The following is a 24,498-nucleotide window of genomic DNA, read 5'->3' as shown; positions in this document are numbered from 1 at the left end:
GGCTTACCCGCTGGCGTGGAATGTCTTGCCGAGGGCGGCGGGGGCGTTGATCGCAGCCTTGGCCCGGTCCGAGGACATCAGGACCAGAACGGCGATGGTCACGAGGTACGGCGAGGCGTCCAGCAGGGCGACGGGCACTGGCACCTCGGCCGCTTGCAGGCGCAACTGCAACGCCGCGATGCCACCGAAAAGCCAGGCGCCGAAAAGCACGCGGCCCGGCTTCCACGCTGCGAAGACCACAAGGGCCAGGGCGATCCAGCCCGCGCCTGCGGTCATGCCCTGCACCCAGTTCTCCACATAAACCACCGACAGGAACGCGCCGCCCAGGCCCGCCATGGCGCCACCAAAGACGATTGCAGCACAGCGGATGCGGATCACCTTGTACCCCAGCGCATGGGCCGCGTCGTGGCTTTCGCCGACCGCGCGGATGATCAGGCCCATGCGGGTGTGTTTGAGCACGTACCAGAGCACGAAGACCATGGCGATCGCCAGGTAAGTGACAATGTCATGGCTTAGAAGAACGGGGCCGACGACAGGGATCTCGCGCAGCATCTCGGGCAGGGGTTTGGCGACTTCGGGGATCGGCTGGCCCTCATACCCGACGCCCAGAAGCGCCGCGAGGCCCAAGCCGAAGAGTGTCAGCGCAAGCCCCGATGCCACCTGGTTCGCCATCAGGAATTGCGTGACGACCGCAAAGATCAGCGACAACGCCGCGCCGCCCGCCATGCCGCCGATGAACGCCAGCGTGGGCGAGCCCGTCTGGTTGGCAATGATGTAGCCACAGACCGCGCCCATGATCATCATCCCCTCCACGCCCAGATTGAGGACGCCAGATTTCTCGACCACCAACTCGCCCAACGCCGCCAGAAGCACGGGGGTGGAGATAGTGATCAGGGCAACGATGAGGGTGACGGGATCAATCACAAGAAACCCTCCGTGAAGATGCCGTTGCGCCAGGCGTTCAGGACAATCAGCGTGAGGGAGACCGCGAAGGCGATGGGCATCGCATAGTCCTTCAGCCAGGGTTGCGACCCCCTGGGGTGTGGCGCGGGTAGTGAGGGCGGGCGCGGGGGTAGGTCGCGGCCCCGGATCAGCGCCCACGAGGCGGCGCAGGCCCAGACGATCAGATGCACGATGCCAATGCCCACGATCTGGTAGATCGCGATGGGGATCAGCAGCCAAAGGATCATCCCCAGCCCATCTGCGGTCAGAAAGACGAGGATCGAGGCGCCGAAGCCGAGGAACGCGCCGATGGCGCTCAGCAACAAGGTGGCGGGAAGGTCGCGCGTGCTGAAAGGCGGGCGGGTGGCGGTCATGCCTTGGCCTCCCGTCCGACGCGGATGCGGTAGTTTGACAGCACGTCCAGCGCCAGGAGGAAGAAAAGGAGCATGCCCTGGAAGGCCTGGATCGCGGGGGAGGGGACTTGCAGCATCAGTTGCGCCAGCTCGCCGCCGATATAGGTCAGCGCCATCAGGAGGCCCGCGAAAAGGATGCCGATGGGGTGCAAACGGCCCAGGAAGGCAACGATGATCGCGGTGAAGCCGTAGCCCACGTTGAAGTCGATGGTGATGGAACCCTGGGGGCCCGATGCCTCAAAGAGGCCCGCCGCCCCTGCCATGGCACCCGAGACGCCGAGGCAGAGCACCACCATCCGCGTCGGGCTGACGCCCGAAAACCGCGCCGCGCGGGGGGCTTGCCCTGCGAGTTTGATCTGGTAGCCGAGCAGGTGTTTCTGGAACAACACATAGGCCGCGATCACGGCGATGAAGGCCGCCAGAACGCCCATGTGCATGCCAGTACCCGCGATCAGCTCGGGGTTGTCGGTGCCGGGGTGGCGCGACAGCATGCGCGAGCCGGGGAAGCCCTGACCATCGGGATTGCGAAGCCAGTTGGTGGCCGCAGAGGCCAGAATGGCCTCGGCCACGTAGACCAACAGAAGCGACACGAGGATCTCGTTGGTGTTGGCCTTCACCTTGAGGAGCGCCGGGATCATCGCCCAAAGCGTGCCCCCGATCAGCGCGGCAAGGATCATGCCGGGGAAGATCAGCGGCGATTCCGACGGGTAGAGGGCGAGGCCAAACGCAGCGCCAAAGAGAGCCCCGATGATGTATTGCCCCTCTGCCCCGATGTTCCAGATGCCTGCGCGGAAGCCCAGGGACAGGCCGATCGCGATCAGGATCAGGGGGCCTGCCTTGACCAGCAGTTGTGGGCGCGAGAAGGCGGCGAAGCGTTCGTGAAACAGCGGATCCCAGAAAATCACGCGGATGACCTCCAGCGGGTCCTGGCCCAGGGCCGCGAACATCAGCCCGCCTGCGATCATCGTGAGGATAACCGCGACCACCGGGGTCGACAGCGACCAGAACCGCGACGGCGTCGGGCGCTTTTCGAGGCGGATCATAGGTGCGCCTCCGGCTTGGCGTCTTCCATCCCGTGGGCGCCCCCGAGCATCAGGCCGATTTCCTCCATCGACAATCCGCGCGCCGGGCGCGGCGCGGACAGCGTGCCCTCGTTCAACGCGCAGAAGCGGTCCGAGATTTCCAGAAGCTCATCGAGGTCCTGGCTGATTACGATAACCCCCGCGCCCCCTTCGGCGAGGTTCAAAAGCGCCTGCCGGATGTCGGCGGCGGCAGAGGCGTCAACGCCCCAGGTGGGCTGGTTCACGACAAGGATTTTCGGGTCTTGCAGGATCTCGCGCCCGATCACGAACTTCTGCAGATTGCCGCCCGAAAGGGCTCGCGCGGCGGTGCCATTGCCAGGGGTGCGGACGTCGAATTTCGCGATAATATCATCGGCAAAGGCGCGCGAGGCGGGCCAGGAGATGAAGCCGTTCTTGGCCAGCCCCTTGCGGGCTTGCCCGGTCAGCACAGCGTTTTCGGTCAGCGACATGTCTGGTGCCGCGGCATGGCCCAACCGCTCTTCCGGGGCCGACAACAGACCACTGGCGCGGCGCGCGTTGGGGCCGTCCTCGCTGACGTCACGGCCCTCAAAGGTGAGCGTGCCGGGGGGCGTCGGGCGTTCGCCGGACAAGACGGCGAGCAATTCGTCCTGGCCATTACCTGCCACCCCGCCGATGCCAAGGACTTCGCCCACCCGCACCTCTAGCGAGATGTCCTTGAGCGATGTGCCGAAGGGGTTGGTGGCGGTGAGGCTCAGGGAATTGAGCGCCAGTAACGTCTCACCGGGTTCCGCCGAGGCGCGTGCGGGCACGGCCAGGGACTTGCCCACCATCAGTTCAGCCATCTGCGCGGCAGAGGTCTCTTTCGGGTCGCACTCGCCCACTTTCTTGCCGAGGCGCAGGATCGTGGCGGCATCGCAGAGGGCGCGGATTTCCTCCAGCTTGTGGGAGATGTAGAGGATCGCGGTGCCCTCGGCGCTGAGTTTGCGCAGGGTGTGAAACAGGATTTCCACCTCTTGCGGGGTCAGAACCGAGGTCGGCTCATCCATGATGAGCAGCTTGGGATCCTGCAGCAGGCAGCGGATAATCTCGACCCGCTGGCGTTCACCCGCCGAAAGGTTTCCAACAAGGCTTTCAGGGTCCAGCGGCAGGCCGTAAGCGGCGCTGACGTCGGTGATCCGGGCGCTGAGGTCGCGCGGCTGGGGCGGGTCTTCCATGCCGAGCGCGATGTTTTCCGCCACCGAGAGCGCCTCGAACAAAGAGAAGTGCTGAAACACCATGGCGACGCCGGAAAGGCGCGCGGCGCGCGGCTCTGCCGGGGTGTAGGGTGCGCCGTTCAAGGTCATGGTGCCGCTGTCCGGGGACACAAGGCCGTAGATCATCTTCACCAATGTCGATTTGCCCGCGCCGTTCTCGCCCAGAAGGGCATGGACCTCGCCGGGTTGGATCGCGAAGGACACGTCGTCATTCGCCACGACACCGGGGTAGGCTTTGGTCAAGCCGGATATATCGAGCAGCGGTGCGGTCATGTCCCCCCGGACGCTATGTTTGCTGATTCTTTCAGCGTTTGACTATCAAGTAGCCGCGCGGCCACGCCGATCGCAATGGCTTGGGGGTGTTTGCCCAAGGCAGGGTCGCCGATTGGGCACATTATGCGTGAAATTTGGGCGTCCGAATGGCCAAGCTGCTGGAGGCGTTTGCGGAACCGCGCCCATTTGGTGGCTGATCCGATCAGACCGCAGGTCTGGAAGCTGTGGCTCAGCGCGGCATGGCAGAGCGCCAGGTCGATTTCGTGGGAATAGGTGACAATCAGGTGATGGGCAACGGACGGTGCATGGGGCATCAGGCGCGGCGGGTCAGCGGCGATGGCCTGCTGGACAGTGCCCGGCACGTCCTGTGGAAAACGATCCGCGGCAGTGTCAATCCACGTGATTTCAATATCTTGGACTGGGGAGAGGATGTGGACAAGTGCGCGCCCCACATGACCCGCGCCCCAGATCCAGAGCTTTTGCGAAGGCGCCGTGCGCGGCTCCACCAGCCAATCATCCACAAGGGTTGGCGCCGTGACGCCGCGCGCGATCACCTCCTCAACTGCCGCCGAGGGGGAAAGGGCGGCCATCACGGGATGGGCGTAGGGAAAGCTCAAGGTCAACGCCGGATCGCTGAAAAGCTCGAACGACAGCGTGACGGCCCCGCCGCAGCATTGGCCAAGCTCAGGCCCGAGGGGCACGGATTTTGCGGAGCTCACGATCTGCCGCTCAATGTTCTTGCGCGCCATTTTGACGGCATCAAACTCCAGACGCCCGCCGCCGATGGTTCCGCTTTGACCGTCCGCCCAGACGAGCATCGCCGCGCCAACCTCCCTCGGGGTTGAGCCACGCGTCTCCGCAATCACCACACGGCAGGTCGGGCCATGGGACAAGATGGCCTGCTGCAGGCTGTCGAGATCAAAGCTCATCCCCGGGCCCGGGTGACGGCGGCCAGGATAGCCTCGGGTGTGGCGGGGGCTTGCAGGTCCGGGAACTCGGGGCCGCAAGCGGCGCAGGCGTGACCGAGGGCCGAGAACACGCTGATCCCGAGCATGAAGGGCGGCTCGCCCACCGCCTTGGAGCGATAGATTGTGTCCTCGCGGTTCGGCGCATCGTAGAGAGCGACGTTGAAGACGTCGGGCGCGTCGGAGGCGCAGGGGATCTTGTAGGTCGACGGCGCATGGGTCTTGAGGGCGCCGCGTGCGTCCCAGACCAGTTCCTCCATCGTCAGCCATCCGGCGCCCTGGACGAAGCCGCCCTCAATCTGGCCAATGTCGAGCGCCGGGTTTAGGGAGGCGCCCGCGTCATGCAAAATATCCGTGCGCAGGATGCGGTTTTCGCCGGTGAGCGTGTCGATCACGACCTCGGAACAGGCGGCGCCATAGGCGAAATAAAGGAACGGGCGGCCTTGGCCCGCGATGCGATCCCATTCGATTTTCGGGGTCTTGTAGAAGCCCGTCGCCGACAGAGAGACGCGCGCCATGTAGACCCGCTTCACGGCCTCCTCAAACGTCATTTCGGCAGTGCCCGCGCGGACCATCCCGTCCTCGAACACCACGTCCGCAGGCTCCGCCTGCAACGCGCCGGCCACCTCCTCTGCGATCCGATCCCGGATCTTATCGCAGGCGGCCTTAACAGCCATTCCGTTCAGATCCGTGCCCGAGGACGCCGCGGTGGCGGAGGTGTTGGGCACCTTGCCGGTGTCCGTGGCGGTGATCTTGACGCGGTCCACCGCCACACCGAAACGGCTTGCGGCGACCTGCGCCACCTTCTGGAACAGGCCCTGGCCCATCTCGGTCCCGCCATGGTTCATGTGGATCGAGCCGTCCTGGTACACATGCACCAACGCGCCCGCCTGGTTGAGGTGCGTGAGCGTAAACGAAATCCCAAACTTCACCGGCGTCAGCGCGATACCGCGTTTCAGGATCGAATGCTCCGCGTTCCATTTCTCCACAGCTTGCTTACGATTTTCGAACTCACAGTTTGTGGATAACTGGTCTTGCAGGTCACGGAGGATGAAATCCTCAACATCCATCCCATAGGGCGTGGTATTGGGCGCCTCCCCGCCCGCCACCGGCGAATGCGCGCCGCCGAACCGCTTGGCCCCGCCGCTGCGGGCCACTTGCACCGAGCCGCGCCCCTCCAGATCAGCGGTCTCCAATCGCGCTCTCTTCATCTTGCCAGAAAAACTCCCCGCGGAGCGTCCCTCGGCCGCCACAGGCGCCTCCCGGTAATAATTCAAGCGCCGCAGCTCCAGCGGGTCCAGCCCCAACTGATGGGCGGCGTGGTCAATCACCCGCTCGATCCCGACCATGCCCTGGGGGCCGCCGAACCCGCGAAAGGCCGTGGCGGATTGCGTGTTGGTCTTCCAGCGGTGCGAGGTGATCCGGGCGGCTGGCAAAAGGTAGGCATTGTCGGCGTGCAGCATGGCGCGGTCGGCCACGGGCAGGGACAGATCCATGGCCCAACCGCAGCGGATGTGCTGAATGAAGTCGACCCCAAGCAGGCGGCCGTCGGTGTCGAAGCCCGCGCGGTATGCCACCCGCGCATCATGGCGCTTGCCGGTGATGATGAAATCATCATCCCGGTCGTATCGCATCTTGCAGGGGCGGCCGGTCTGGGCCGCGACCAGGGCACAGGCGATGGCGAGGTGGTTGCCCTGACTTTCCTTGCCGCCAAAACCGCCGCCCATGCGGCGGACCTCCACGCGCACGCTGTGCATCGGGAGACCCAAGGCGTCGGCCACCTTGTGTTGGATCTCGGTCGGGTGCTGGGAGGAGGAATGCACAACCATATCGCCGCCCTCTTGCGGCAGGGCGAGGGCGGACTGGCCTTCCAGGTAGAAGTGCTCCTGCCCGCCGATGTCGAGGGTGCCTTCGACGAGATGAGCGGCGCTTTCCAAGGCAGCATCCACATCGCCCTTGCTGTAGACGCGCGGGCCTTCCTCGAACCGGCTGTTGGCGGCCTGCGCCTCTTCGATGGTCAGGCAGGGCACCTCTTCTCGCAGCTCCACATGTGCCAAGGCGGCGGCGCGGCGCGCCTCAAGATGGCTTCGGGCGGCGACCATGAACAGGGGCTGGCCCGCGTAGTGGATCGTGCCGTCTGAGAGCAGCGGCTCGTCATGGTTTGAGGGCGAGCAATCGGGGATTTGCGCAAGATCAGCCCCGGCCACAACGGTGACGACGCCTGGCGCTGCGCGTGTGGCGGTGAGGTCCATGTCAACGACATGGCCCCTGGCGATGGTCGAAAGACCGAAGGCCAAATGCAGGCAATCGGCGGGTGTCGGGATATCGTCGACGTACCGCGCGGCGCCCGTCACATGCAGACGCGCGGCGTCATGGGGCAGGGATTTATGCACGCTCATGGCCGGACCTCCAACACGTCGGTGGCTTGGCCTGACATCTCGGCCATGTACCGCAGCAGCATGTTCTGCGCGGTTTGCAGGCGGTATTCAGAGGAGGCGCGCATGTCCGAGAGGGGCGCGAAGTCTTGCGCGAAAGCAGGCTGGGCCTCCGTTGCCGATTGCAGCGAGGCGGGTTTGCCGAGGAGCGCTTGTTCGACCGCCGTGGCGCGTTTCGGCGTGCCGGCCATGCCGCCAAAGGCGATGCGCGCGCTGGTGATCACACCGCCCTCCGCGACCAGATTGAACGCACCGCAGACGGCGGAGATGTCCTGATCAAACCGCTTCGACAGCTTGTAGACCCGCAGGGTGTCGGGTTGCACCGGGATGCTGATGGCCTCCACAAACTCGCCCGGTGCGCGGTCCTGTTTGCCGTAGGTGAGGAAGAAGTCTTCCAGCGGCAGATCGCGACGGCTGTCGCCATGGCGCAGGTGTAGCGTGGCACTCAGCGCGATGAGCGCCGGAGGGTTGTCGCCAATGGGCGAGCCGTTGGCGATGTTACCGCCGATCGTGGCGGCGTTGCGGACCTGAACCGAGCCGTAGCGGCGGATCATCTCGGCATAGCTGGGGTGGCTTGGGGCGAGGGCCGCGAGGACATCCGTCATGTTGGTCATCGCGCCGATGCGGATTGTATCAGAATCGGCAACAATCCCTTTCAGGTCCGCACATTGGTTCAGGAAGGCAACCTCACCCAGGTCCCGGTGTTGTTTGGTCACCCAAAGGCCCACGTCGGTCGCTCCGGCGATCAGCGTGGCATCGGGGTGGGCGGCGTACCAGGGGGCCAGCTCGTCGGAGTGTGTTGGGAGGAAGGGGGTTTTTTGTGGCCCCGCCGGGGCGGGGCGGGGGGACGCTGTCCCCCGTCCTGCGGACTCCCCCTGGGATTTTTCGGGAACGGGGAAGGAGGGGGGAGTTAGTGCTGCGGCGTCGTGCATGTGGGCGGGCACGGGCGCGGTTTCGGCGGCGCGGGCGGCGCGCAGGATCGGGGCATAGCCGGTGCAGCGGCAGAGGTTGCCGGCGATCTGGTCTTCATGGTCGGTGGCGCCGTTGAAGTGGGCGGTGGCCATGGAGGCGATGAAGCCCGGCGTGCAGAAGCCGCATTGGCTGCCGTGGTGGTCGACGATCGCCTGCTGCACCGGGTGCAGGGTGCCGTCGGGCGCGGCGATGCCCTCTACCGTGCGCACGGCGCGGCCTTCGAGTTGCGGCAGGAACAGGATGCAGGCGTTCAGCGCGCGAGCCGTTCCGTCGGCGTCGGTCACCATCACGGTGCAGGCGCCGCAGTCGCCCTCGTTGCAGCCTTCCTTTGTCCCGGTCAGATGGGCGTCTTCGCGCAGCCAGTCGAGCAGCGTGCGCGTCGGCGCGGCCTCTACCGTCTGCGGCTCTCCGTTCAGAAGGAACCGGGTCGTCATATGGCAATGCCCACCGCGTTACTGGATGTGTGGGGCGGTCATCCGGCCCTCGATGCGGCGTAGAGGGCGGGCCCAGATTGTCTGACCTGCTGGGTAGGACAAACCATTTCCGGGCAATAATCAAGCGGTGTTCTTGCGTGGGCGCGTAGGGCTAGGACAGGTGGCGGGTGAGGTTTTCCAACGCGTGGGTCCAGCCGCCTTCGACCTCGGGTAAAACCTCTTCGCCTGCGAAGCTGGCCACGAAGATGGTAACTTTCAGGTCCGTGGACCCCTCGGCCTCGGTCAGATCGAAGATGCCGAGCGAGGTGGCGAAGGGCTCCCCCTCGGCTTCCAGTGTTTCGGCATAGCTGATGCGCGCGGGCGTGATCTGGATCCAATCGGTGCGCACGGTGACGTAGGGGTTTTCCTTTGGTCCGCAGGTTGAGATCTCACGCACTCCCGGGGCGGGATCGGGTTGGTCTTCGATCAGCACGACCATGTCAGCATCGGGCGGGCCCCATTCCATGCGCGCCTGGGCGCTGGTGAGCGCACGGGCGACGCGGGCCGCGTCTGCGGGCAGGGTCCGGGTGAAGGTGAGGGTTTTCGTGTCAGTCATTGCGAGTCTTTCTTTAGAAATGCTTCAAGCCGGTCCAGCTTGCCGGACCAGAGCGCCCGTTGACCTGCCAGCCATGTATCCACGGTGTCGAGCGCTTCGGGGTGCAGCGTGCAGATCCGGGTGCGGCCCACTTTGCGAGAGCTCACCAGCCCCGCACGCTCCAGTTGCGCGAGATGTTTGAGGAAACTCGGCAAGGCCATGGCGTGGGGGTGGGCGAGGGTTTTGACCGGTGCTTCGCCGTCCGCCAATTGCGCAATGACGGCGCGGCGGGTGGGATCGGCGAGAGCGGTGAAGAGGTGGTCAAGATTGTTAGCCATATGGGTAAGTAACATAGGCAATCGGGAAAAGATAGCCTTGGGGCTAAGTTTTTTTATCCACAGGATCTGGTGTCTGGGCGCTGGAATGCCGCAAGGGGGTGGGGTAGCGTCGCGCCATGACCAAAGCACCCAAGTTCGTCCATCTGCGCCTTCACACCGAATATTCGTTGCTGGAAGGGGCGATGAAGGTGAAGAAGATGCCCGCCATGGTGGCCGAAGCGGGCATGCCAGCCGTCGCCGTGACCGATACGAACAACATGTTCTGCGCGCTCGAATTCTCGGAGATGGCTAAAAAGGCGGGGGTGCAGCCCATCGTGGGCTGCCAGGTCGACGTCGAATATGAGGTCGCGGCGCCCGGTGAGAAGCCGCGCGCGCCCGCGCCGCTGGTGTTGCTGGCGCAGAACCGGGCCGGGTACGAGAACCTGATGAAGTTGAACTCCGCGCTATACCTGCGGGGGGACGGCACGCTGCCCCATGTGACCCTGCCCGAGTTGGAGGCCCATGCCGACGGTCTGATTTGCCTGACAGGCGGCCCGCTTGGTCCGCTGGGGTGTCTGCTGCATTCGACCCAGGCGCCCAAGGCGATGGCGTTGCTCAACCGGATGCAAGCGGCATTTGGCGACAGGCTCTACATGGAATTACAGCGCCACCCGCGCGACGACGCGACGGCCAGCGAAGCTAGCCGCCTGACGGAGCGTTGGTTTGTCGAGACGGCCTACGCGCAGGATATCCCGCTGGTTGCCACCAACGATGTCTACTTCCCCAAGCCCGATCTGTTCGAGGCGCATGATGCGATGCTTTGCGTGGCCCAGGGCGCCTATGTCGACCAGTCCGAGCCGCGCCGCCGCCTGACGCCGCAACACTATTTCAAATCGCCGGAAGAAATGGCGGCGCTGTTCGCGGACCTGCCCGAGGCATTGGAGAACACCGTTGAAATCGCGCAGCGCTGTGCCTTCCGGGCCGAGATGCACGATCCGATCCTGCCGAAATTCGCCGACGATGAGGTCGCTGAATTACGGCGCATGGCCAACATGGGTCTGCAAGAGCGTTTGGCGGTGATCCCCCATGCTGCCAGCGTTGAAGAATACCAGGCACGGCTCGATTTCGAGCTGGAGATCATCGAAGGCATGGGTTTTCCCGGCTATTTCCTGATCGTGGCCGACTTTATCCAATGGTCGAAGGATCAGGACATTCCCGTGGGTCCGGGGCGCGGGTCGGGCGCGGGCTCGCTCGTGGCCTATGCGCTGACGATCACGGACCTTGACCCTCTGCGCTACAGCCTTCTGTTTGAACGGTTCCTGAACCCCGAGCGGATCTCGATGCCGGACTTCGACATCGACTTCTGCATGGACCGCCGGGAAGAGGTGATCCGCTATGTGCAGGAGAAATACGGCCGCGACCGGGTGGGGCAGATCATCACCTTCGGTGCGTTGCTGAGTAAGGCCGCCGTGCGCGACGTGGGTCGCGTGTTGCAGATGCCGTTCGGGCAGGTGGACCGCCTAAGCAAGATGATCCCGGTGGAGGGCGTGAAGCCCGTGGGCATTGCCCAGGCGATCAAGGATGAGCCGCGGTTCCTGGAAGAAATGCGCGAGAGCGAACAGGACAAGCGCGATGGGCGCGTGAATCCGACCCGTCGCCTGATGGATTATGCGGAGAAGATCGAGGGGCTGTTGCGGAATGCCTCCACCCACGCCGCGGGCGTGGTGATTGGCGACCGTCCGTTGGATGAGCTGGTGCCGCTTTACCGCGACCCCCGCTCGGACATGCCCGCCACCCAGTTCAACATGAAGTGGGTAGAGCCTGCGGGGCTGGTGAAGTTCGACTTCCTCGGATTGAAAACCCTGACCGTGATCCAGAACGCGATCGAGTTGATCCATGCCTCGGGACGGCAATTGCATGAGGGCGCCGATGGGACGCGGCTTTATGAGCCCGCGGAGGGGACAGAGAACCAGATCAACCTGATCCCATTGGACGACAAGGCCTCTTATGATCTCTACGCCTCGGCCAAGACGGTCGCGGTGTTCCAGGTGGAAAGTTCGGGCATGATGGATGCGCTGAGACGCATGAAGCCCGACTGCATCGAGGATATCATCGCGCTGGTGGCGCTTTACCGGCCCGGTCCAATGGAAAACATTCCGAAGTTCTGCGAGGTGAAGAACGGGCTGAGCGAGCGGGAATTGCTGCACCCGACCATCGACCATATCCTCGACGAGACCCAGGGCATCATCGTTTACCAGGAACAGGTGATGGAGATCGCGCGGGAGATGGCGGGCTATTCCCTTGGCGGCGCCGACGTTTTGCGTCGTGCCATGGGCAAGAAGATCCAGGAAGCGATGGATGCGGAGCGCCCGAAATTCTTGGCCGGGGCGGCTGAGAACGATGTGGATGAGGCGACGGCCATCGAGGTTTGGAACCTTCTGGACAAGTTCGCCAACTACGGTTTCAACAAGTCCCACGCCGCCGCCTATGCTGTCGTGTCCTACCAAACAGCCTGGCTGAAAGCCAACCACCCGGTCGAGTTCATGGCGGCCGTGATGAACTGCGATATCCACCTCACCGACAAGCTTGCCGTTTACAAACAAGAGGTTGACCGGATGCAGATTGAGACGGTCGCGCCTTGCGTGAACCGGTCGAGCGCTACGTTCACGGTGGAAGATGGCAAGATCCTCTATGCCCTCGGCGCGTTGAAGAACGTGGGCGTTGAGGCGATGAAGATGATCGTTGAAGGGCGCAAAACCGATCAGGGCGTGAAACCCTACGCCACGCTCTTTGATCTCGCCCGCAGGGTGGATCTGAAACGCGTCGGCAAGCGGTCGTTGGAGATGCTGTGCCGGGCGGGCGCGTTCGACGCGCTGGACCGCAACCGCCGCCGGATCCTCGACAGTCTGGACGGGCTGACGGCGTACTCTGCCGCGATCCACGATCAGGCGAACTCGAACCAGGTGTCACTCTTTGGCGACGCGGGCGATGACCTGCCCGAACCGCGCCTGTCGTCCGCCCCCGATTGGCTGCCGAACGAGCGGTTGGCGGCAGAGCATCAGGCGGTGGGCTTCTATTTCTCCGGCCACCCGCTGGATGATTACATGCCCGCCCTGAAGCGCCGAAAGGTGATGACCCTGGCCGAAGTAGAGGCCCGGGTTCAGCAAGGCCCGTTCGTCGCCAAGATGGCGGGCGCGGTCAGCGTCAAGCAAGAGCGCAAGAGCCAGAAGGGCAACCGCTTCGCCTTCGTCTCCCTCTCCGACCCGACGGGGCTCTACGAGATTACCATCTTTTCGGACACGCTGGAGGCATCCCGCGCGTTCCTGGAGACGGGCAACAACGTGATCATCCAGGCCGAGGCGACGCTGGAGGCGGATCAGCTGAAACTGCTCGGGCGCAACATCCAACCGGTGGATGGTGCAATTGCGGGGGAGGCCAACGGCTTGCGGGTCTTCATCGAGGACGAGGCCGGGATCGTCTCGGTGGAATCGCTGTTGCAACGTACCGCGGAAGAAGAGGCAAAGGCCGCGAAGGGGCCGATCCACCTGTGCTTGATGGCGCCGGATTTGCCCGGCGAGGTCGAAGTGATCCTGGGCGACGGCTTCCCGGTATCGCCGCAAATCAAAGGCGCATTGCGCAGCCTTGAGGGCGTGGTGATGGTGGAAGAGGTTTGAGGGTGCGACCTACCATTGAAAGACCGGGCGGCGAAATCTGCCGAAGATATTTGTGCTTTCCAACCGGAGGTTGAATCGATGCCGTACACCGGTGGCTGCCAATGTGGCCAACTCACCTACGCAATCGACGCGGACCCCGTCGTCGCCTATTGCTGCCATTGCCTGGATTGCCAGAAGCAATCCAGCAGCGCGTTCGGCATGTCGGTTTGGTTTCCCGCCGACCGGTTTACGGTTACGGCCGGAGAATTGGCCGTCTTTGTCACACGAGGCAGCAGCGGTTCGCCCAAGACCTGCGCCTTTTGTGCGACCTGCGGGTCCCGGATCTACAATGTCGCGATAGACGAGCCCGACATGCTCAGCATGAAGGGGGGGACATTGGACGACATCAACGGCTTTCGCCCCGTCGCGCATATCTGGACACGAAGTGCGCAGCCTTGGGTGCTTAGCCTTTTGGACCCGACAATGTGTTACGCGCAGGAGCCCGAAAGCTTCGATGACCTGATTGACCGGTTCACCGCGCCCACCAAGGGCGCGTGAACCGGCGGGTTAACACGCAACACGAATGACTAGGGCCTCGGCGTTGCCACCGAAGACCCATTCATTTGTGAATGAGCTTATTGCAGCGTAGGCGCCTGCGGCAGCCAATCCTCGAACCGGATGATGCCCGCTTCCGTCTGAGGCGCGGCGGCGAAGGCGGCGGCAACGACGTCGGCGGTGGCGCAAGAGAACCACTCGACGCCCTGGGTGCTGGTCAGCGACACGCAGATGCCGGGGTAGACGGCGTCGATCTCACCCGAGAACAGCGACCAAGTGGCGAAGAAATCGCCGCCCTCGGTCAGCAGGTTGCAGACCTCCACCAAGCGGCCGCCGCCGTCCCAGGCGTATTGGGTCGAAACCTCGATCTCGCCGATTTCCGGCATCGGCACGACCAGCGCGTCGGCTGCGTAGCCCCCACCGGAACAGTCGGGCTCGGCCATCGCGGGGGCCGCGAGGAAAAGGGCCAAGGGAAGGGCGAGGGCGGGGGTAATGCGTTTGGTATCCATAGCGCTTTTTGAGCGCGGCGTCCGGCCCATGTCAATTCACCATTTTCGACGGCTGGCCTGTGGCCGGGATTTCGCGCAAACACCTTGCGCTTTGGGGGGCGGCACGAATTGCAGTTCCCCAGCCGGGGCGCGCGTTCTAGGGTCCCGCAATGACCGCTTCGAGCATCCTCGACACCCGCGCGTCCTGGGGGCGTCTGTCTCTGGCGCTCTTGGTGTCACTGATCGGCAACGCGGGGATGTGGGCGATCATCCTGATCCTGCCCGATGTGCAGGCGGAATTCGGCGTCAGCCGGGCGGGGGCGTCGCTGCCCTATGCGGCGACGATGATGGGCTTTGCGCTCGGAAATTTCCTGATCGGACGCGCGGTGGACCGCTACGGCCTCGCGTGGTCGCTGGCCGCCTCTGCGGTGCTGATGGGGGCGGGCTATGGGGCGGCCTTCGCGGCGCCCTCGATTGCGCTTCTGACCCTGGCGCAGTTCTTCATCGGCTTCGGATCAGCGGCCAGTTTCGGCCCATTGATCGCCGACGTCTCGCAATGGTTTTTGAAACGGCGCGGCCTGGCGGTCGCGATTGCGGCGTCGGGAAACTACCTGTCGGGCGCGCTCTGGCCGATGCTTCTGGCCGGCACGCTGGCAACAGACGGATGGCGCGCGAGCTATGTGATCCTCGCGATCAGCTGCGTGATGGTGATGCTGCCGTCATGCTGGCTGTTGCGCCGCCGCATCCCCGAAAGCGCGATGGCGACCTCGGAAGCCGCCGCCCAGGCCCGCGCGCGGACCACGGGGCTGAGCCCGAGGGCGCTGACCGCGCTGTTGGCCGTCGCCGGGATCGGGTGTTGCGTGGCCATGTCGATGCCCCAGGTCCACATCGTCGCCTATTGCGTGGACCTCGGCTACGGGCCCGCCGTGGGCGCCGAGATGCTGTCGCTGATGCTGTTGTTCGGTGTCGCATCCCGGCTGGTGTCGGGCGTGATGGCGGACAAACTGGGGGGCGTGGCGACGCTGTTGATTGGGTCAACCCTGCAGATGCTGGCCCTGCTCTTGTACCTGCCCGCCTCGGGGCTGACCTCGCTTTACCTGGTGTCGATGGTCTTCGGCCTCAGCCAGGGCGGGATCGTGCCGTCCTATGCGGTGATCGTGCGCGAGTATCTTCCCGCCCGCGAAGCCGGTGCGCGGGTGGGCTTCGTGATCATGTCGACGATTGTCGGGATGGCTTTGGGGGGCTGGCTGTCGGGCGTCATTTACGACCTGACAGGGTCGTACCAATGGGCATTCCTGAACGGCATCGCGTTTAACGCCGTGAATGTGGGGCTGATGATCTACATCCTGCTACGGTCCCGTCCCCGCACCGAGGCCCGCCCCAGCGCGGCCTGAAACTCTTCAAAGAGTTTCGCCAGAGCCTTCGAAGGCTCTGGGCGCGTCGCCGCGAAGGACGATCACCAATGGGGCGGCTTCTGATCCGCCAAGGGGATCGAGCCGGGGTTGCCGTCCACTTCCCGCTCAGCCTCGCGCGACATCAGCATCTCCACCCGGCGGGTCAGAAGCGCGATCTCGACATCCTGGCGGGCGACCACGTCGGACATCTCTTCCACCGCCTTGGCCAAATGCGCCAGTTGCTCTTCCATCTCTAGGGTCTTTGACATCTCCATTGGCCTCCTTGCCCCGGCTGGTCCCACCCGTTAGACGGTGCGCGACGCGATTTGAAGGCATTCCAGCCCATGGCCAAGCAGAAAAAACAGCCCCGTCCCAAGGCCGAGACGCCCAAGGGCTTCCGTGACTATTTCGGTGCCGAGGTCGTGGAGCGGCAGGCGATGCTCGCCAAAATCGCCGAGGTCTACCACCGCTACGGTTTCGATCCGCTGGAGACGAGCGCCGTTGAGACGGTGGAGGCGTTGGGCAAGTTCCTGCCCGATGTGGACCGCCCGAACGAGGGCGTCTTCGCGTTTGAGGAAGACGACAAGTGGCTGGCGCTGCGCTACGACATGACCGCGCCCTTGGCCCGCGTCGCGGCGCAGTACCGCAACGATCTGCCCGCGCCCTACCGGCGCTACACCATGGGGCCGGTCTGGCGGAACGAGAAGCCGGGGCCGGGGCGGTTCCGGCAGTTTTATCAGTGCGACGCGGATACCGTGGGGGCGGGAAGCGTGGCGGCCGATGCCGAAATCTGCGCGATGCTGGCCGATTGTCTGGAGGCCGTGGGCATCGAGCGCGGCAACTACATGGTGCGCGTGAACAACCGCAAGGTTTTGAACGGCGTCATGGAGGTCGCGGGGCTGGCGGGCGACGACAAGGAAGCCGAGCGCGGGATCGTCTTGCGTGCGATTGATAAGATTGACCGACTAGGAGAGCAGGGCGTGCGCGACCTGCTCGGCGAAGGCCGCAAGGATGAAAGCGGGGATTTCACCAAGGGCGCGGGGATAAGTGCGGCGGATGCGGATAAGATCATCGCATTCGTGCAAGCAACCGCTGGGGATAACGCAACGACGATTGGCAACCTTCAGGCTTTGACTGTGGGATCAGATATTGGCACCCACGGCGTCGCCGAACTCGAACAGATCGCCGACCTGCTGGCCGCCCAAGGCTACGGCCCCGACCGTATCGTCATCGACCCTTCTGTGGTCCGTGGTCTCGGCTACTACACCGGCCCGGTCTACGAGGCCGAACTCACCTTCGACGTCCAGAACGAAAAGGGCCAGACGGTCCAGTTCGGCTCCGTCGCAGGCGGCGGGCGTTATGACGATCTGGTCAAGCGCTTCACCGGCCAGGAGGTGCCCGCGACGGGCGTCTCCATTGGCGTCGACCGCTTGTCGGCGGCGCTTCATGCCACCGGAAAACTCAAGGGCGAAGACGCGGGCCCGGTGATCGTGACGGTCATGGATCGCGACCGGATGGCGGAGTATCAGGCCATGGCCTCGACCCTGCGCCAAGCGGGCATCCGGGCCGAGGTCTACCTCGGCAATCCGAAGAACTTCGGTAACCAGTTGAAATACGCCGACAAGCGCCGCAGCCCGGTGGCTATCATTCAGGGCTCGGATGAGGCCGAGCGCGGCGTGGTGCAGCTGAAGGACCTGATCCTTGGCGCGAAGCTGGCGCAGGACGCGACGCTGGAAGAATGGAAATCCCAACCCGCCCAGACCGAGGTCGCCACGGATGATCTGGTCGCCCAAGTCCAAGCCATCATCGCCCGCCACCAGTGACCTCCAAAGCCGCCATACGGGCCGAGGCAGAGGCGCTTCAGGCCACCTTCAGCGACGCCGTTCCGGTGGATGCGCCGATGTTGGTCAGCGCCGACACGCTGCTGGACTTGTACGGCGAGGATATCCGCGCGCGCGCCTTCACCACCCACGACCCGGACCGCGGCGAGATGATGTTGCGCCCCGACTTCACGGTGCCCGTCGTGGAAATGCACATGCAGGGCGGCGCGGAGCCCGCGCGCTACACTTATCTGGGCGAAGTCTTCCGGATGCAAAGCGCCGGGGCGGGCCTGCCGTCGGAATATCTGCAGGTGGGCTACGAGGTCTTCGACCGTGCGGCTCCGTTGCAGGCCGATGCGGAGGTTTTCACGCTGTTCTCCAAGGCGCTTGCCAATATCCCGACGCGCGCCGTCACAGGCGACATCGGCGTGCTTCTGGCCGCGATTGAAGCGCTGACAACAACCGACGCGCGCAAGGCGGCGCTGCGCCGCCATGTCTGGCGCCCGCGCCGTTTCCGGGCGTTGCTGGACCGCTACACCGGCGCCGCGCCCGCGCCCCATGGCCGCGACGCCTACCTTAACGCGGCCCGCGACACGGGCCTTGCGGCGATGATCGCCCAGGCAGGTCCGCCCATCGGCCTGCGCACCACCGATGAGATGACCGCCCGCCTTAAGCGCCTGGAAGCGGACGCCGATGCGCCGCCTATCGACAGCGCAGAGGCCGAGGTCTTGACCGAGCTGTTGTCGTTGAAGGCACCCCTCGCGGACGCCAGCGCCGTGCTCTCGAATTATGCCGTGGACTTGCCGGGCATGCAGGGCGCGGTCGACCGTTTCGCCGCCCGGGTCGAGGCGCTGTCTGAGGCGGGCATCGCCGTGGAGACCCTGCCGTTCGAGGCGTCCTACGGGCGCACCCAGATGGAATATTACGACGGCTTCGTCTTCGGCATCCTGTCGGCGACGCCGGGCCAGCCGCCGCTTGCCACGGGCGGGCGCTACGACGCGCTGACCCGCGTGTTGGGCGGCGGGCGCGAGATCCCCGCCGTGGGCGGCGTTATCCGGCCGGAACTAGTCCTTGCTGAAAGGGAGGCCGCCGCATGATCACGCTTGGGGTGCCGTCCAAAGGCCGGTTGATGGAAAAAACGTTTCAGTGGTTCGCCGACCGGGGCATCGAGATGCGCCGGACTGGCTCGGATCGGGATTATGGGGCCGAGATCGCAGATCTCCCCGTCGCCCTGCGCCTTCTGGCGGCAGGCGAAATCCCAAGGGAGCTGGCCGCAGGGCGCATCCATCTGGGCGTGACAGGCAGTGACCTGGTGCAAGAGCGGATCCCGGCCTGGGATCAAGCCGTCGACGTCGTTGCCGAGATGGGATTCGGTCATGCCGATCTGATCATCGCGGTCCCGGCCTGGTGGGTCGATGTCACCAGTCTGGACGATCTGGACGCGGTATCAGCGGATTTCCGCGCAACCCACGGCCATCGGTTGCGGATCGCCACGAAGTACCACCGCCTTGTGCGCGATTTCCTGCGCGAAAAGGGTGTGGCTGACTACCGGCTTGTGGACAGCCAGGGGGCAACCGAAGGCACCGTCGCACATGGCACGGCCGAGGCGATTGCCGACATCACGTCGACCGGAGAAACCTTGCGCGCCAATCACTTGGCAATTCTGCGCGACGGGCTGATCCACCGGTCTGAGGCGACGCTGTTCCGGTCGCGGATCGCGCCCTGGGGCGACGCAGAACGGGCGGGTTTTGCCGCCATCACGGCGCGCCTGGAGGCTCACGGCGCGGCGTAGGCCAAGTTCTGCCGACGTGGCCGCAATGCGACGGCCTCCTAAAAATCGACCGATAGCGCCGGTCTGGAATCCCGCAGTTGAGGGTTAACCATTCGTTAAGTTATGTTAACGGCACACACCTTAAACGGGAGCTGCCTCCCGCAATTACTTTTTATCATCAGACCCGTTTTGGGGTCAAAGGACACGCAAAATGATCAGACCTGCCATATTAGTGGGGGTGCTGGCAGCACTCCCTTCCGTTTCCCTTGCTCAGGGCATTACCTTCGACGGCGCCGTGACCCTCGGGTACAGTTTCAACACCATCAACGATCTTGGCACCGATATCACGCTGAACGGCGGCTCGCTCGACTTCGACGGCGACCTTGGGTTCAGCGATGAATTCAGCGTCGGCCTTGGCTTCAGCTTCGGGTCCAGCAACTTGGACGTGAATGGCTTGCCCAATGAGGTCAACATCGACCTTCTCAGCCTGTCGGTCGAGCCTGTCTACCGCTTCAGCAGCGGGGCCTATGTCGGTGCCTACTACCGCATGGGTGACCTGGACGTGGCCCTTGTCGGCCCGGTGACGATTGGCCTGGATACCTCGCAATACGGGATCTTCGGTGGCTATGATTTCGGCCAGGGCCATGTGGAGGTCTTCTACGGCATGTCCGATTTCACCGAAAACGCGCTTCTGGGCGGATTGGGCGACGTGGACGTCACGGACTACGGCATCTCGGCCTCCTATCAGGCGATGCCTGAGTTGGACATCTTCGGCAGCGTTATGCGCACGACGCTTGATGCCGGCGGCACCGAGCTGCACTTCACGGCCTTCTCTGTCGGTGCGGAATATGACGTCACGCCCGAGTTGGCGGTCTATGGCTCTGTCGGCCAGACGATCATCGACCTGAGCGCGATCGGGGCGCCCGATGACATCACCGCCACGGGCCTGACGCTTGGCGCGTCCTATGACCTGACCAATGCGGCGTCGATCCCGATGTATGTGAGCGCCGAGTACTCGCGCACCAACCTGGATCTGTCGGTGCTGGGTCTGACGACTGATCCTACCATCGACCGGTTCGCTTTGGGCCTGACGATCCCGATCGGTAACGGCTCGGGTTCTGCGCTGAACTCCAACACGCGCGTGGCGCGGGGCGAGTATCGCTCAGCGGTGGCAGCGGTGTTCAACTCGTTCTAAGCGGGTGACGCAGGAAATCTTGGGCCGGGCATCGAAAGGTGTCCGGCCTTATCTCGTGCGCTTAAAGCACACCAATCTCGGCCAAAGCGCTTTCCAATTGAGGCGGCAGTGCCTCTTGCTGCTTGGTGCCCGCGCGCAAATCCCGGGGCGCATCGCCCGGCTGCAGATAGCGCCATCCCTGAAACGCCCGCTTGGGCGTGGCGGCCACGCGGGTGACGTTGGGGTCGAGCACGATGCCGCAGCGGTTGATGCCGTCGCCCCGGTCCACGGGATCAAACCGCACAATCGGTTGGCGCGCGAGGATCACGCCCTTGAACACCCAATACAAAGATCCGCCGTTCAGCACCTCTTCCGCGCGCTTGGGCCACATCCGCGTGACGTGGCGCGGCAGCCCGTCGGCCCCTTTGGCGCGGGGGCTTGCCTGCCAGTCCAGAAGATCCTCGACACAGGTTGCCCCAACGCAGAGTTTTAGCATGTGTGTAGTAGCAGCCACGGCTCATCCCCCAAGATGATGTAGAGGGCAAGGTAACACGTCGCAGTCCGTGGGCAAGTCTTCAGGTCAGTGGTTTGGCGAAGTTGCGCGGGTTTCCTGTGGATGGATCAAGGATCGGCCCGTCCGAATATTGCGCCAGGTAGGCACGCCGCGCGGTGTCCGTCGTATTCGCGCCCGAGCGGTGGAGGGTCAGGGAGGAGAATATGACAATCGTGCCAGCGGGGCAGGGCAGGGCCTCGCCCTCATCAGGGCCCTCGTAGCCGACCTTTTCCTTGCCGACATCGTCCCAATGGTGTGGGTCGATATGCCCTTGGGTTTTCAGATCGCGCGGCAGACAGGACAAGGAACCATTCTCCAGCGTGGCATCATCCAGGGCAATCCAGACCGACAGGTAGGGTTTGTGGGCAAAGGGCACATAGGCGCCGTCCTGGTGCCAGGCGAAAGAGGCCCCTGTGCGCGGGCCTTTCACGACGAATTGCTCGTTAAACAAATGCGGGTCCTCCAGCGCGATGGAGGTCACGTCGCGCATCATGTCCGAGAACAGGAAACCCGCGACCTGAGGGAAATCCTCGTGGCGTTTATGCAGGAACTGCCGATCCGCGCCCTTGTTGATGTCATGGTTTCCGCCCTCCGCTGCAGCGGGTTCGGCGATCAGCGCGTCCGCCGCCGCTCTCAAGGCAGCAAGCGCGCTGGCGTCAATGGGATCTGGCAGCACGGCATAGCCGCGACGTTGGAAATCGGTTTGAACACTCATGGCAAATCCTCCCTTTGCCCGACCAAGATGATAGGATTCGCGACAGGCGGCTGGCTAATTAACGACAATTGTGGCATATAGCAGCCCTTGTAGACCCCCACATTCCCTACCCAAGGACTAGTGCCTGTGACCCGATTTGCTGCCCCCATTGCCGAACAAATCTGGGATATGAAGTACCGCCTGAAGCAGGCCGACGGCACGCCGATTGATGGCTCGGTCGAGGATACCTGGCGTCGCATCGCCCGCGCCTTGGCCTCTGTGGAAGACGACGCCGCGCAGTGGGAAGAAACCTTCTACACCGCGCTGGAGGATTTCAAATACCTGCCCGCAGGCCGCATCGTCGCGGGCGCTGGCACGGCGCGCAGCGTGACGTTGTTCAACTGTTTTGTCATGGGCACGGTGCCGGATTCCATGGGCGGCATCTTTGACATGCTCAAGGAGGCCGCGCTGACGATGCAGCAAGGGGGCGGCATCGGTTACGACTTCTCGACCATTCGCCCCAAGGGCGCGGATGTGAAGGGCGTGGCGGCGGATGCCTCTGGCCCGCTCAGCTTCATGGATGTCTGGGACGCCATGTGTCGCACGATCATGTCGGCTGGCTCGCGGCGCGGCGCGATGATGGCCACGATGCGCTGCGACCACCCTGATGTCGAGGATTTCATCGCCGCCAAACAAGACCCCGCCCGCCTGCGGATGTTCAACATGTCCGTGCTGGCGACCGATCCGTTCATGGCAGCGGTCGAGGCCGACGGCCCATGGGAGCTGGTCTTCGGCGACAAGGTCTTCCGGACCGTGCAGGCCCGCGATCTGTGGAACAAGATCATGCGCGCGACCTATGATTATGCCGAACCGGGCGTGATCTTCATCGACCGAATTAATGCAGAGAACAACCTCAACTACGCCGAGACCATCGCCGCCACGAACCCTTGCGGCGAGCAGCCCCTGCCGCCCTATGGCGCCTGTCTGCTAGGCTCAGTGAACCTGGCGCAGCTGGTGGAAAACCCCTTCGATGGCGGCACGCTGCATGCCGAACGTCTGGCTGATCTGACCGCAACAGCCATCCGCATGATGGACAACGTCGTCGATGCCTCCCGCTTCCCTCTGGAAGCCCAGGCGCAAGAGGCGAAAGCGAAGCGTCGTATCGGCCTTGGTGTCACCGGCCTTGCCGATGCGCTGGCCATGTGCGGGCTTCGGTACGGCAGCGAGGAGGCCGCGCAGCGGACCGAGGAGTGGATGGCGCTGATCGCCAACGCCGCCTACCGCGCCTCGGCTGAATTGGCCGCCGAGAAGGGCGCCTTCCCGCTTTTTGACGCCGATGAGTACGCGAAGGCCCCAATGGTCCGCCGCTTGGACGCGGACGTCCAGGCGCTGATCGCCCAACACGGGTTGCGCAACGCGCTGCTGACCTCCATCGCCCCCACGGGAACGATTTCACTTTTCGCGGGGAACGTCTCGTCTGGGATCGAGCCGATCTTCGCCAACGCCTACACCCGCAAGGTCCTTCAAACCGACGGCTCGCGCACGGAGGAAGAAGTCGTCGACTTCGCCGTCGCCAAATGGCGAGAGTTGCATGGCGACACGCCCCTGCCGGAATACTTCGTTAACGCGCAGACGTTGGCCCCGCTCGACCACGTCCGCATGCAGGCCGCCGCGCAGCCGTGGATCGACAGCAGTATCTCCAAGACTATCAACGTCCCCGCCGACATCAGTTTTGAGGCGTTCAAGGACGTCTACGCCGAGGCCTACGCGACGGGCTGCAAGGGCTGCACGACGTATCGGCCCAATGATGTGACGGGCTCGGTCCTTTCGGTATCCGAGGCCGAGGATAAACCTGTTACGGCAGAGGCCACCTCCGGTGAGGTCGTCTATATGTCCGAGCCGCTGCACCGCCCCAACGACCTGGAAGGCCATACCTACAAGGTCAAATGGCCCGATAGTGAGCACGCGCTTTACATTACGATCAACGACATCGTCCTGCAAGGCCACCGCCGCCCGTTTGAGGTCTTCATCAACTCCAAGAACATGGAGCATTTCGCCTGGACCGTGGCGCTGACGCGGATGATCTCGGCGGTGTTCCGGCGTGGGGGGGACGTGTCTTTCGTGGTGGAGGAACTCAAGGCCGTTTTTGATCCGCGCGGCGGGGCCTGGATGCAGGGCAAATACGTGCCCTCCATTCTGGCGGCCATCGGTGGCGTGATCGAGAAACACATGATCGCCACCGGCTTTTTGGCAGGCGAGGGCCTCGGCTTGAAGTCCGATCCCCAGGCCGATGTCGTCAACCTGGGCCACAAGTCCGGGCCCGCGTGCCCCTCCTGCGGGCAATACGATTTGCGCATGATGGAGGGGTGCCTGACCTGCGCCAACTGCGGATATTCCAAGTGCGGTTGAGGTTCGTCTTGAGGGCGTGTGGACGCTCCCATAGTCTTGCCACTTTGACCCCAGGGATTGCCATTTTGGCCCGATAGTTTTGCCATCGAAGTCCAAAGCATGGGAGTTCCAATCAGCGGTGCCCACTACAGGCACTGCGGAAGGACGAAGCCGCTCGCGTGGCGATGGCGCGTTTGGCAAATGTTGATATCGACCTGATAGACCCGCGCATTTTTTCTTGCTCACCTATTTGACGATTGGGGTTTCTCAATCTGATCACAAGAGGATCTCATCAAAGAGGAGAAGACCAAGCATATGGCAGGTATCAACAAGCCAACGCGAACCGATCTTCCGAGAGTACAGCGTCAGCTTTGCGATTAAGTAAAG

At 63.9% G+C, this 24,498-nt stretch carries 21 protein-coding genes; 8 read left to right on the top strand and 13 right to left on the bottom strand.

Annotated elements, in window-relative coordinates; all coding sequences use genetic code 11:
- Positions 1-3 precede the first annotated feature (3 nt).
- The 9 genes from AC6I9R_RS19515 to AC6I9R_RS19475 all read right to left on the bottom strand — a co-directional run bounded on the left by AC6I9R_RS19515 (position 4) and on the right by AC6I9R_RS19475 (position 9,642).
- A complete protein-coding gene (locus AC6I9R_RS19515) occupies positions 4-924 on the bottom strand; it encodes an ABC transporter permease (RefSeq protein WP_461428470.1) in 921 nt (306 codons plus the stop codon).
- The gene (locus tag AC6I9R_RS19510; protein ID WP_461428471.1) at positions 921-1,316 is read right to left on the bottom strand and encodes a hypothetical protein; all 396 of its coding nucleotides are present in this window, start codon (positions 1,314-1,316) and stop codon (positions 921-923) included. Before AC6I9R_RS19510 ends, AC6I9R_RS19515 begins: the two co-directional genes overlap by 4 nt.
- Entirely contained in the window at positions 1,313-2,398 is a 1,086-nt protein-coding gene (locus AC6I9R_RS19505; protein ID WP_461428472.1) for an ABC transporter permease, read from the bottom strand. Before AC6I9R_RS19505 ends, AC6I9R_RS19510 begins: the two co-directional genes overlap by 4 nt.
- Positions 2,395-3,924: an ABC transporter ATP-binding protein gene (locus tag AC6I9R_RS19500; RefSeq protein WP_461428473.1), complete on the bottom strand. Its 1,530-nt coding sequence runs from the start codon at positions 3,922-3,924 to the stop codon at positions 2,395-2,397. The genes AC6I9R_RS19505 and AC6I9R_RS19500 overlap by 4 nt, the downstream gene beginning before the upstream one ends.
- Positions 3,921-4,853, bottom strand: coding sequence for a xanthine dehydrogenase accessory protein XdhC (xdhC, locus tag AC6I9R_RS19495; RefSeq protein ID WP_461428474.1), 933 nt, complete (start codon positions 4,851-4,853; stop codon positions 3,921-3,923). The genes AC6I9R_RS19500 and xdhC overlap by 4 nt, the downstream gene beginning before the upstream one ends.
- Positions 4,850-7,288 carry a xanthine dehydrogenase molybdopterin binding subunit gene (xdhB, locus tag AC6I9R_RS19490; RefSeq protein WP_461428475.1) on the bottom strand — a complete coding sequence of 813 codons (2,439 nt, stop codon included), beginning with the start codon at positions 7,286-7,288 and terminating at the stop codon, positions 4,850-4,852. The genes xdhC and xdhB overlap by 4 nt, the downstream gene beginning before the upstream one ends.
- A complete protein-coding gene (gene xdhA, locus AC6I9R_RS19485; RefSeq protein WP_461428476.1) occupies positions 7,285-8,730 on the bottom strand; it encodes a xanthine dehydrogenase small subunit in 1,446 nt (481 codons plus the stop codon). The genes xdhB and xdhA overlap by 4 nt, the downstream gene beginning before the upstream one ends.
- Positions 8,731-8,881: 151 nt before the next feature.
- A complete protein-coding gene (locus tag AC6I9R_RS19480; protein ID WP_461428477.1) occupies positions 8,882-9,325 on the bottom strand; it encodes an SRPBCC family protein in 444 nt (147 codons plus the stop codon).
- Positions 9,322-9,642 carry an ArsR/SmtB family transcription factor gene (locus AC6I9R_RS19475; RefSeq protein WP_461428478.1) on the bottom strand — a complete coding sequence of 107 codons (321 nt, stop codon included), beginning with the start codon at positions 9,640-9,642 and terminating at the stop codon, positions 9,322-9,324. Before AC6I9R_RS19475 ends, AC6I9R_RS19480 begins: the two co-directional genes overlap by 4 nt.
- Before the next feature lie 116 nt (positions 9,643-9,758).
- Here AC6I9R_RS19475 and dnaE point away from each other — a divergent pair, with 116 nt between their 5' ends.
- A complete protein-coding gene (dnaE, locus tag AC6I9R_RS19470; RefSeq protein ID WP_461428479.1) occupies positions 9,759-13,295 on the top strand; it encodes a DNA polymerase III subunit alpha in 3,537 nt (1,178 codons plus the stop codon).
- Positions 13,296-13,373: 78 nt separating this feature from the next.
- Positions 13,374-13,832, top strand: coding sequence for a GFA family protein (locus AC6I9R_RS19465; protein WP_461428480.1), 459 nt, complete (start codon positions 13,374-13,376; stop codon positions 13,830-13,832).
- Between the two features lie 77 nt (positions 13,833-13,909).
- On the opposite strand, the gene AC6I9R_RS19460 is transcribed toward AC6I9R_RS19465, so the two are convergent.
- Positions 13,910-14,338 (bottom strand): hypothetical protein, encoded by a 429-nt coding sequence (locus AC6I9R_RS19460; RefSeq protein WP_461428481.1) that lies wholly within the window; start codon positions 14,336-14,338, stop codon positions 13,910-13,912.
- Between the two features lie 149 nt (positions 14,339-14,487).
- On the opposite strand from AC6I9R_RS19460, the gene AC6I9R_RS19455 reads away from it, so the two are divergent.
- On the top strand, positions 14,488-15,711 hold the full coding sequence (locus AC6I9R_RS19455; RefSeq protein ID WP_461428482.1) for an MFS transporter: 1,224 nt from the start codon (positions 14,488-14,490) through the stop codon (positions 15,709-15,711).
- Positions 15,712-15,773: 62 nt separating this feature from the next.
- On the opposite strand, the gene AC6I9R_RS19450 is transcribed toward AC6I9R_RS19455, so the two are convergent.
- Positions 15,774-15,986, bottom strand: a complete 213-nt coding sequence (locus tag AC6I9R_RS19450) for a SlyX family protein (protein WP_461428483.1) — start codon at positions 15,984-15,986, stop codon at positions 15,774-15,776.
- A 69-nt stretch (positions 15,987-16,055) separates the two neighbouring features.
- Here AC6I9R_RS19450 and hisS point away from each other — a divergent pair, with 69 nt between their 5' ends.
- The 4 genes from hisS (at position 16,056) to AC6I9R_RS19430 (ending at position 20,497) form a co-directional block, all read left to right on the top strand.
- Positions 16,056-17,534: a histidine--tRNA ligase gene (hisS, locus tag AC6I9R_RS19445; protein ID WP_461428484.1), complete on the top strand. Its 1,479-nt coding sequence runs from the start codon at positions 16,056-16,058 to the stop codon at positions 17,532-17,534.
- Positions 17,531-18,628 (top strand): ATP phosphoribosyltransferase regulatory subunit, encoded by a 1,098-nt coding sequence (locus AC6I9R_RS19440; protein WP_461428485.1) that lies wholly within the window; start codon positions 17,531-17,533, stop codon positions 18,626-18,628. The genes hisS and AC6I9R_RS19440 overlap by 4 nt, the downstream gene beginning before the upstream one ends.
- A complete protein-coding gene (hisG, locus tag AC6I9R_RS19435; protein ID WP_461428486.1) occupies positions 18,625-19,323 on the top strand; it encodes an ATP phosphoribosyltransferase in 699 nt (232 codons plus the stop codon). Before AC6I9R_RS19440 ends, hisG begins: the two co-directional genes overlap by 4 nt.
- A gap of 190 nt (positions 19,324-19,513) precedes the next feature.
- On the top strand, positions 19,514-20,497 hold the full coding sequence (locus AC6I9R_RS19430) for a porin (protein WP_461428487.1): 984 nt from the start codon (positions 19,514-19,516) through the stop codon (positions 20,495-20,497).
- Between the two features lie 61 nt (positions 20,498-20,558).
- Here the strand turns inward: AC6I9R_RS19430 and AC6I9R_RS19425 are convergent, their stop codons facing one another.
- Both AC6I9R_RS19425 and AC6I9R_RS19420 read right to left on the bottom strand, forming a co-directional pair.
- Positions 20,559-20,990 (bottom strand): DUF1489 family protein, encoded by a 432-nt coding sequence (locus tag AC6I9R_RS19425; protein ID WP_461428488.1) that lies wholly within the window; start codon positions 20,988-20,990, stop codon positions 20,559-20,561.
- 61 nt (positions 20,991-21,051) lie between these two features.
- On the bottom strand, positions 21,052-21,744 hold the full coding sequence (locus tag AC6I9R_RS19420) for a phytanoyl-CoA dioxygenase family protein (RefSeq protein WP_461428489.1): 693 nt from the start codon (positions 21,742-21,744) through the stop codon (positions 21,052-21,054).
- 126 nt (positions 21,745-21,870) lie between these two features.
- Between AC6I9R_RS19420 and AC6I9R_RS19415 the strand changes: the two genes are divergently transcribed.
- Positions 21,871-24,132, top strand: a complete 2,262-nt coding sequence (locus AC6I9R_RS19415; RefSeq protein ID WP_461428490.1) for an adenosylcobalamin-dependent ribonucleoside-diphosphate reductase — start codon at positions 21,871-21,873, stop codon at positions 24,130-24,132.
- The last annotated feature ends 366 nt before the right edge of the window (positions 24,133-24,498 follow it).

This window comes from Gymnodinialimonas sp. (assembly GCF_059726805.1).
This window is presented reverse-complemented; position numbering and strand designations above follow the sequence as displayed.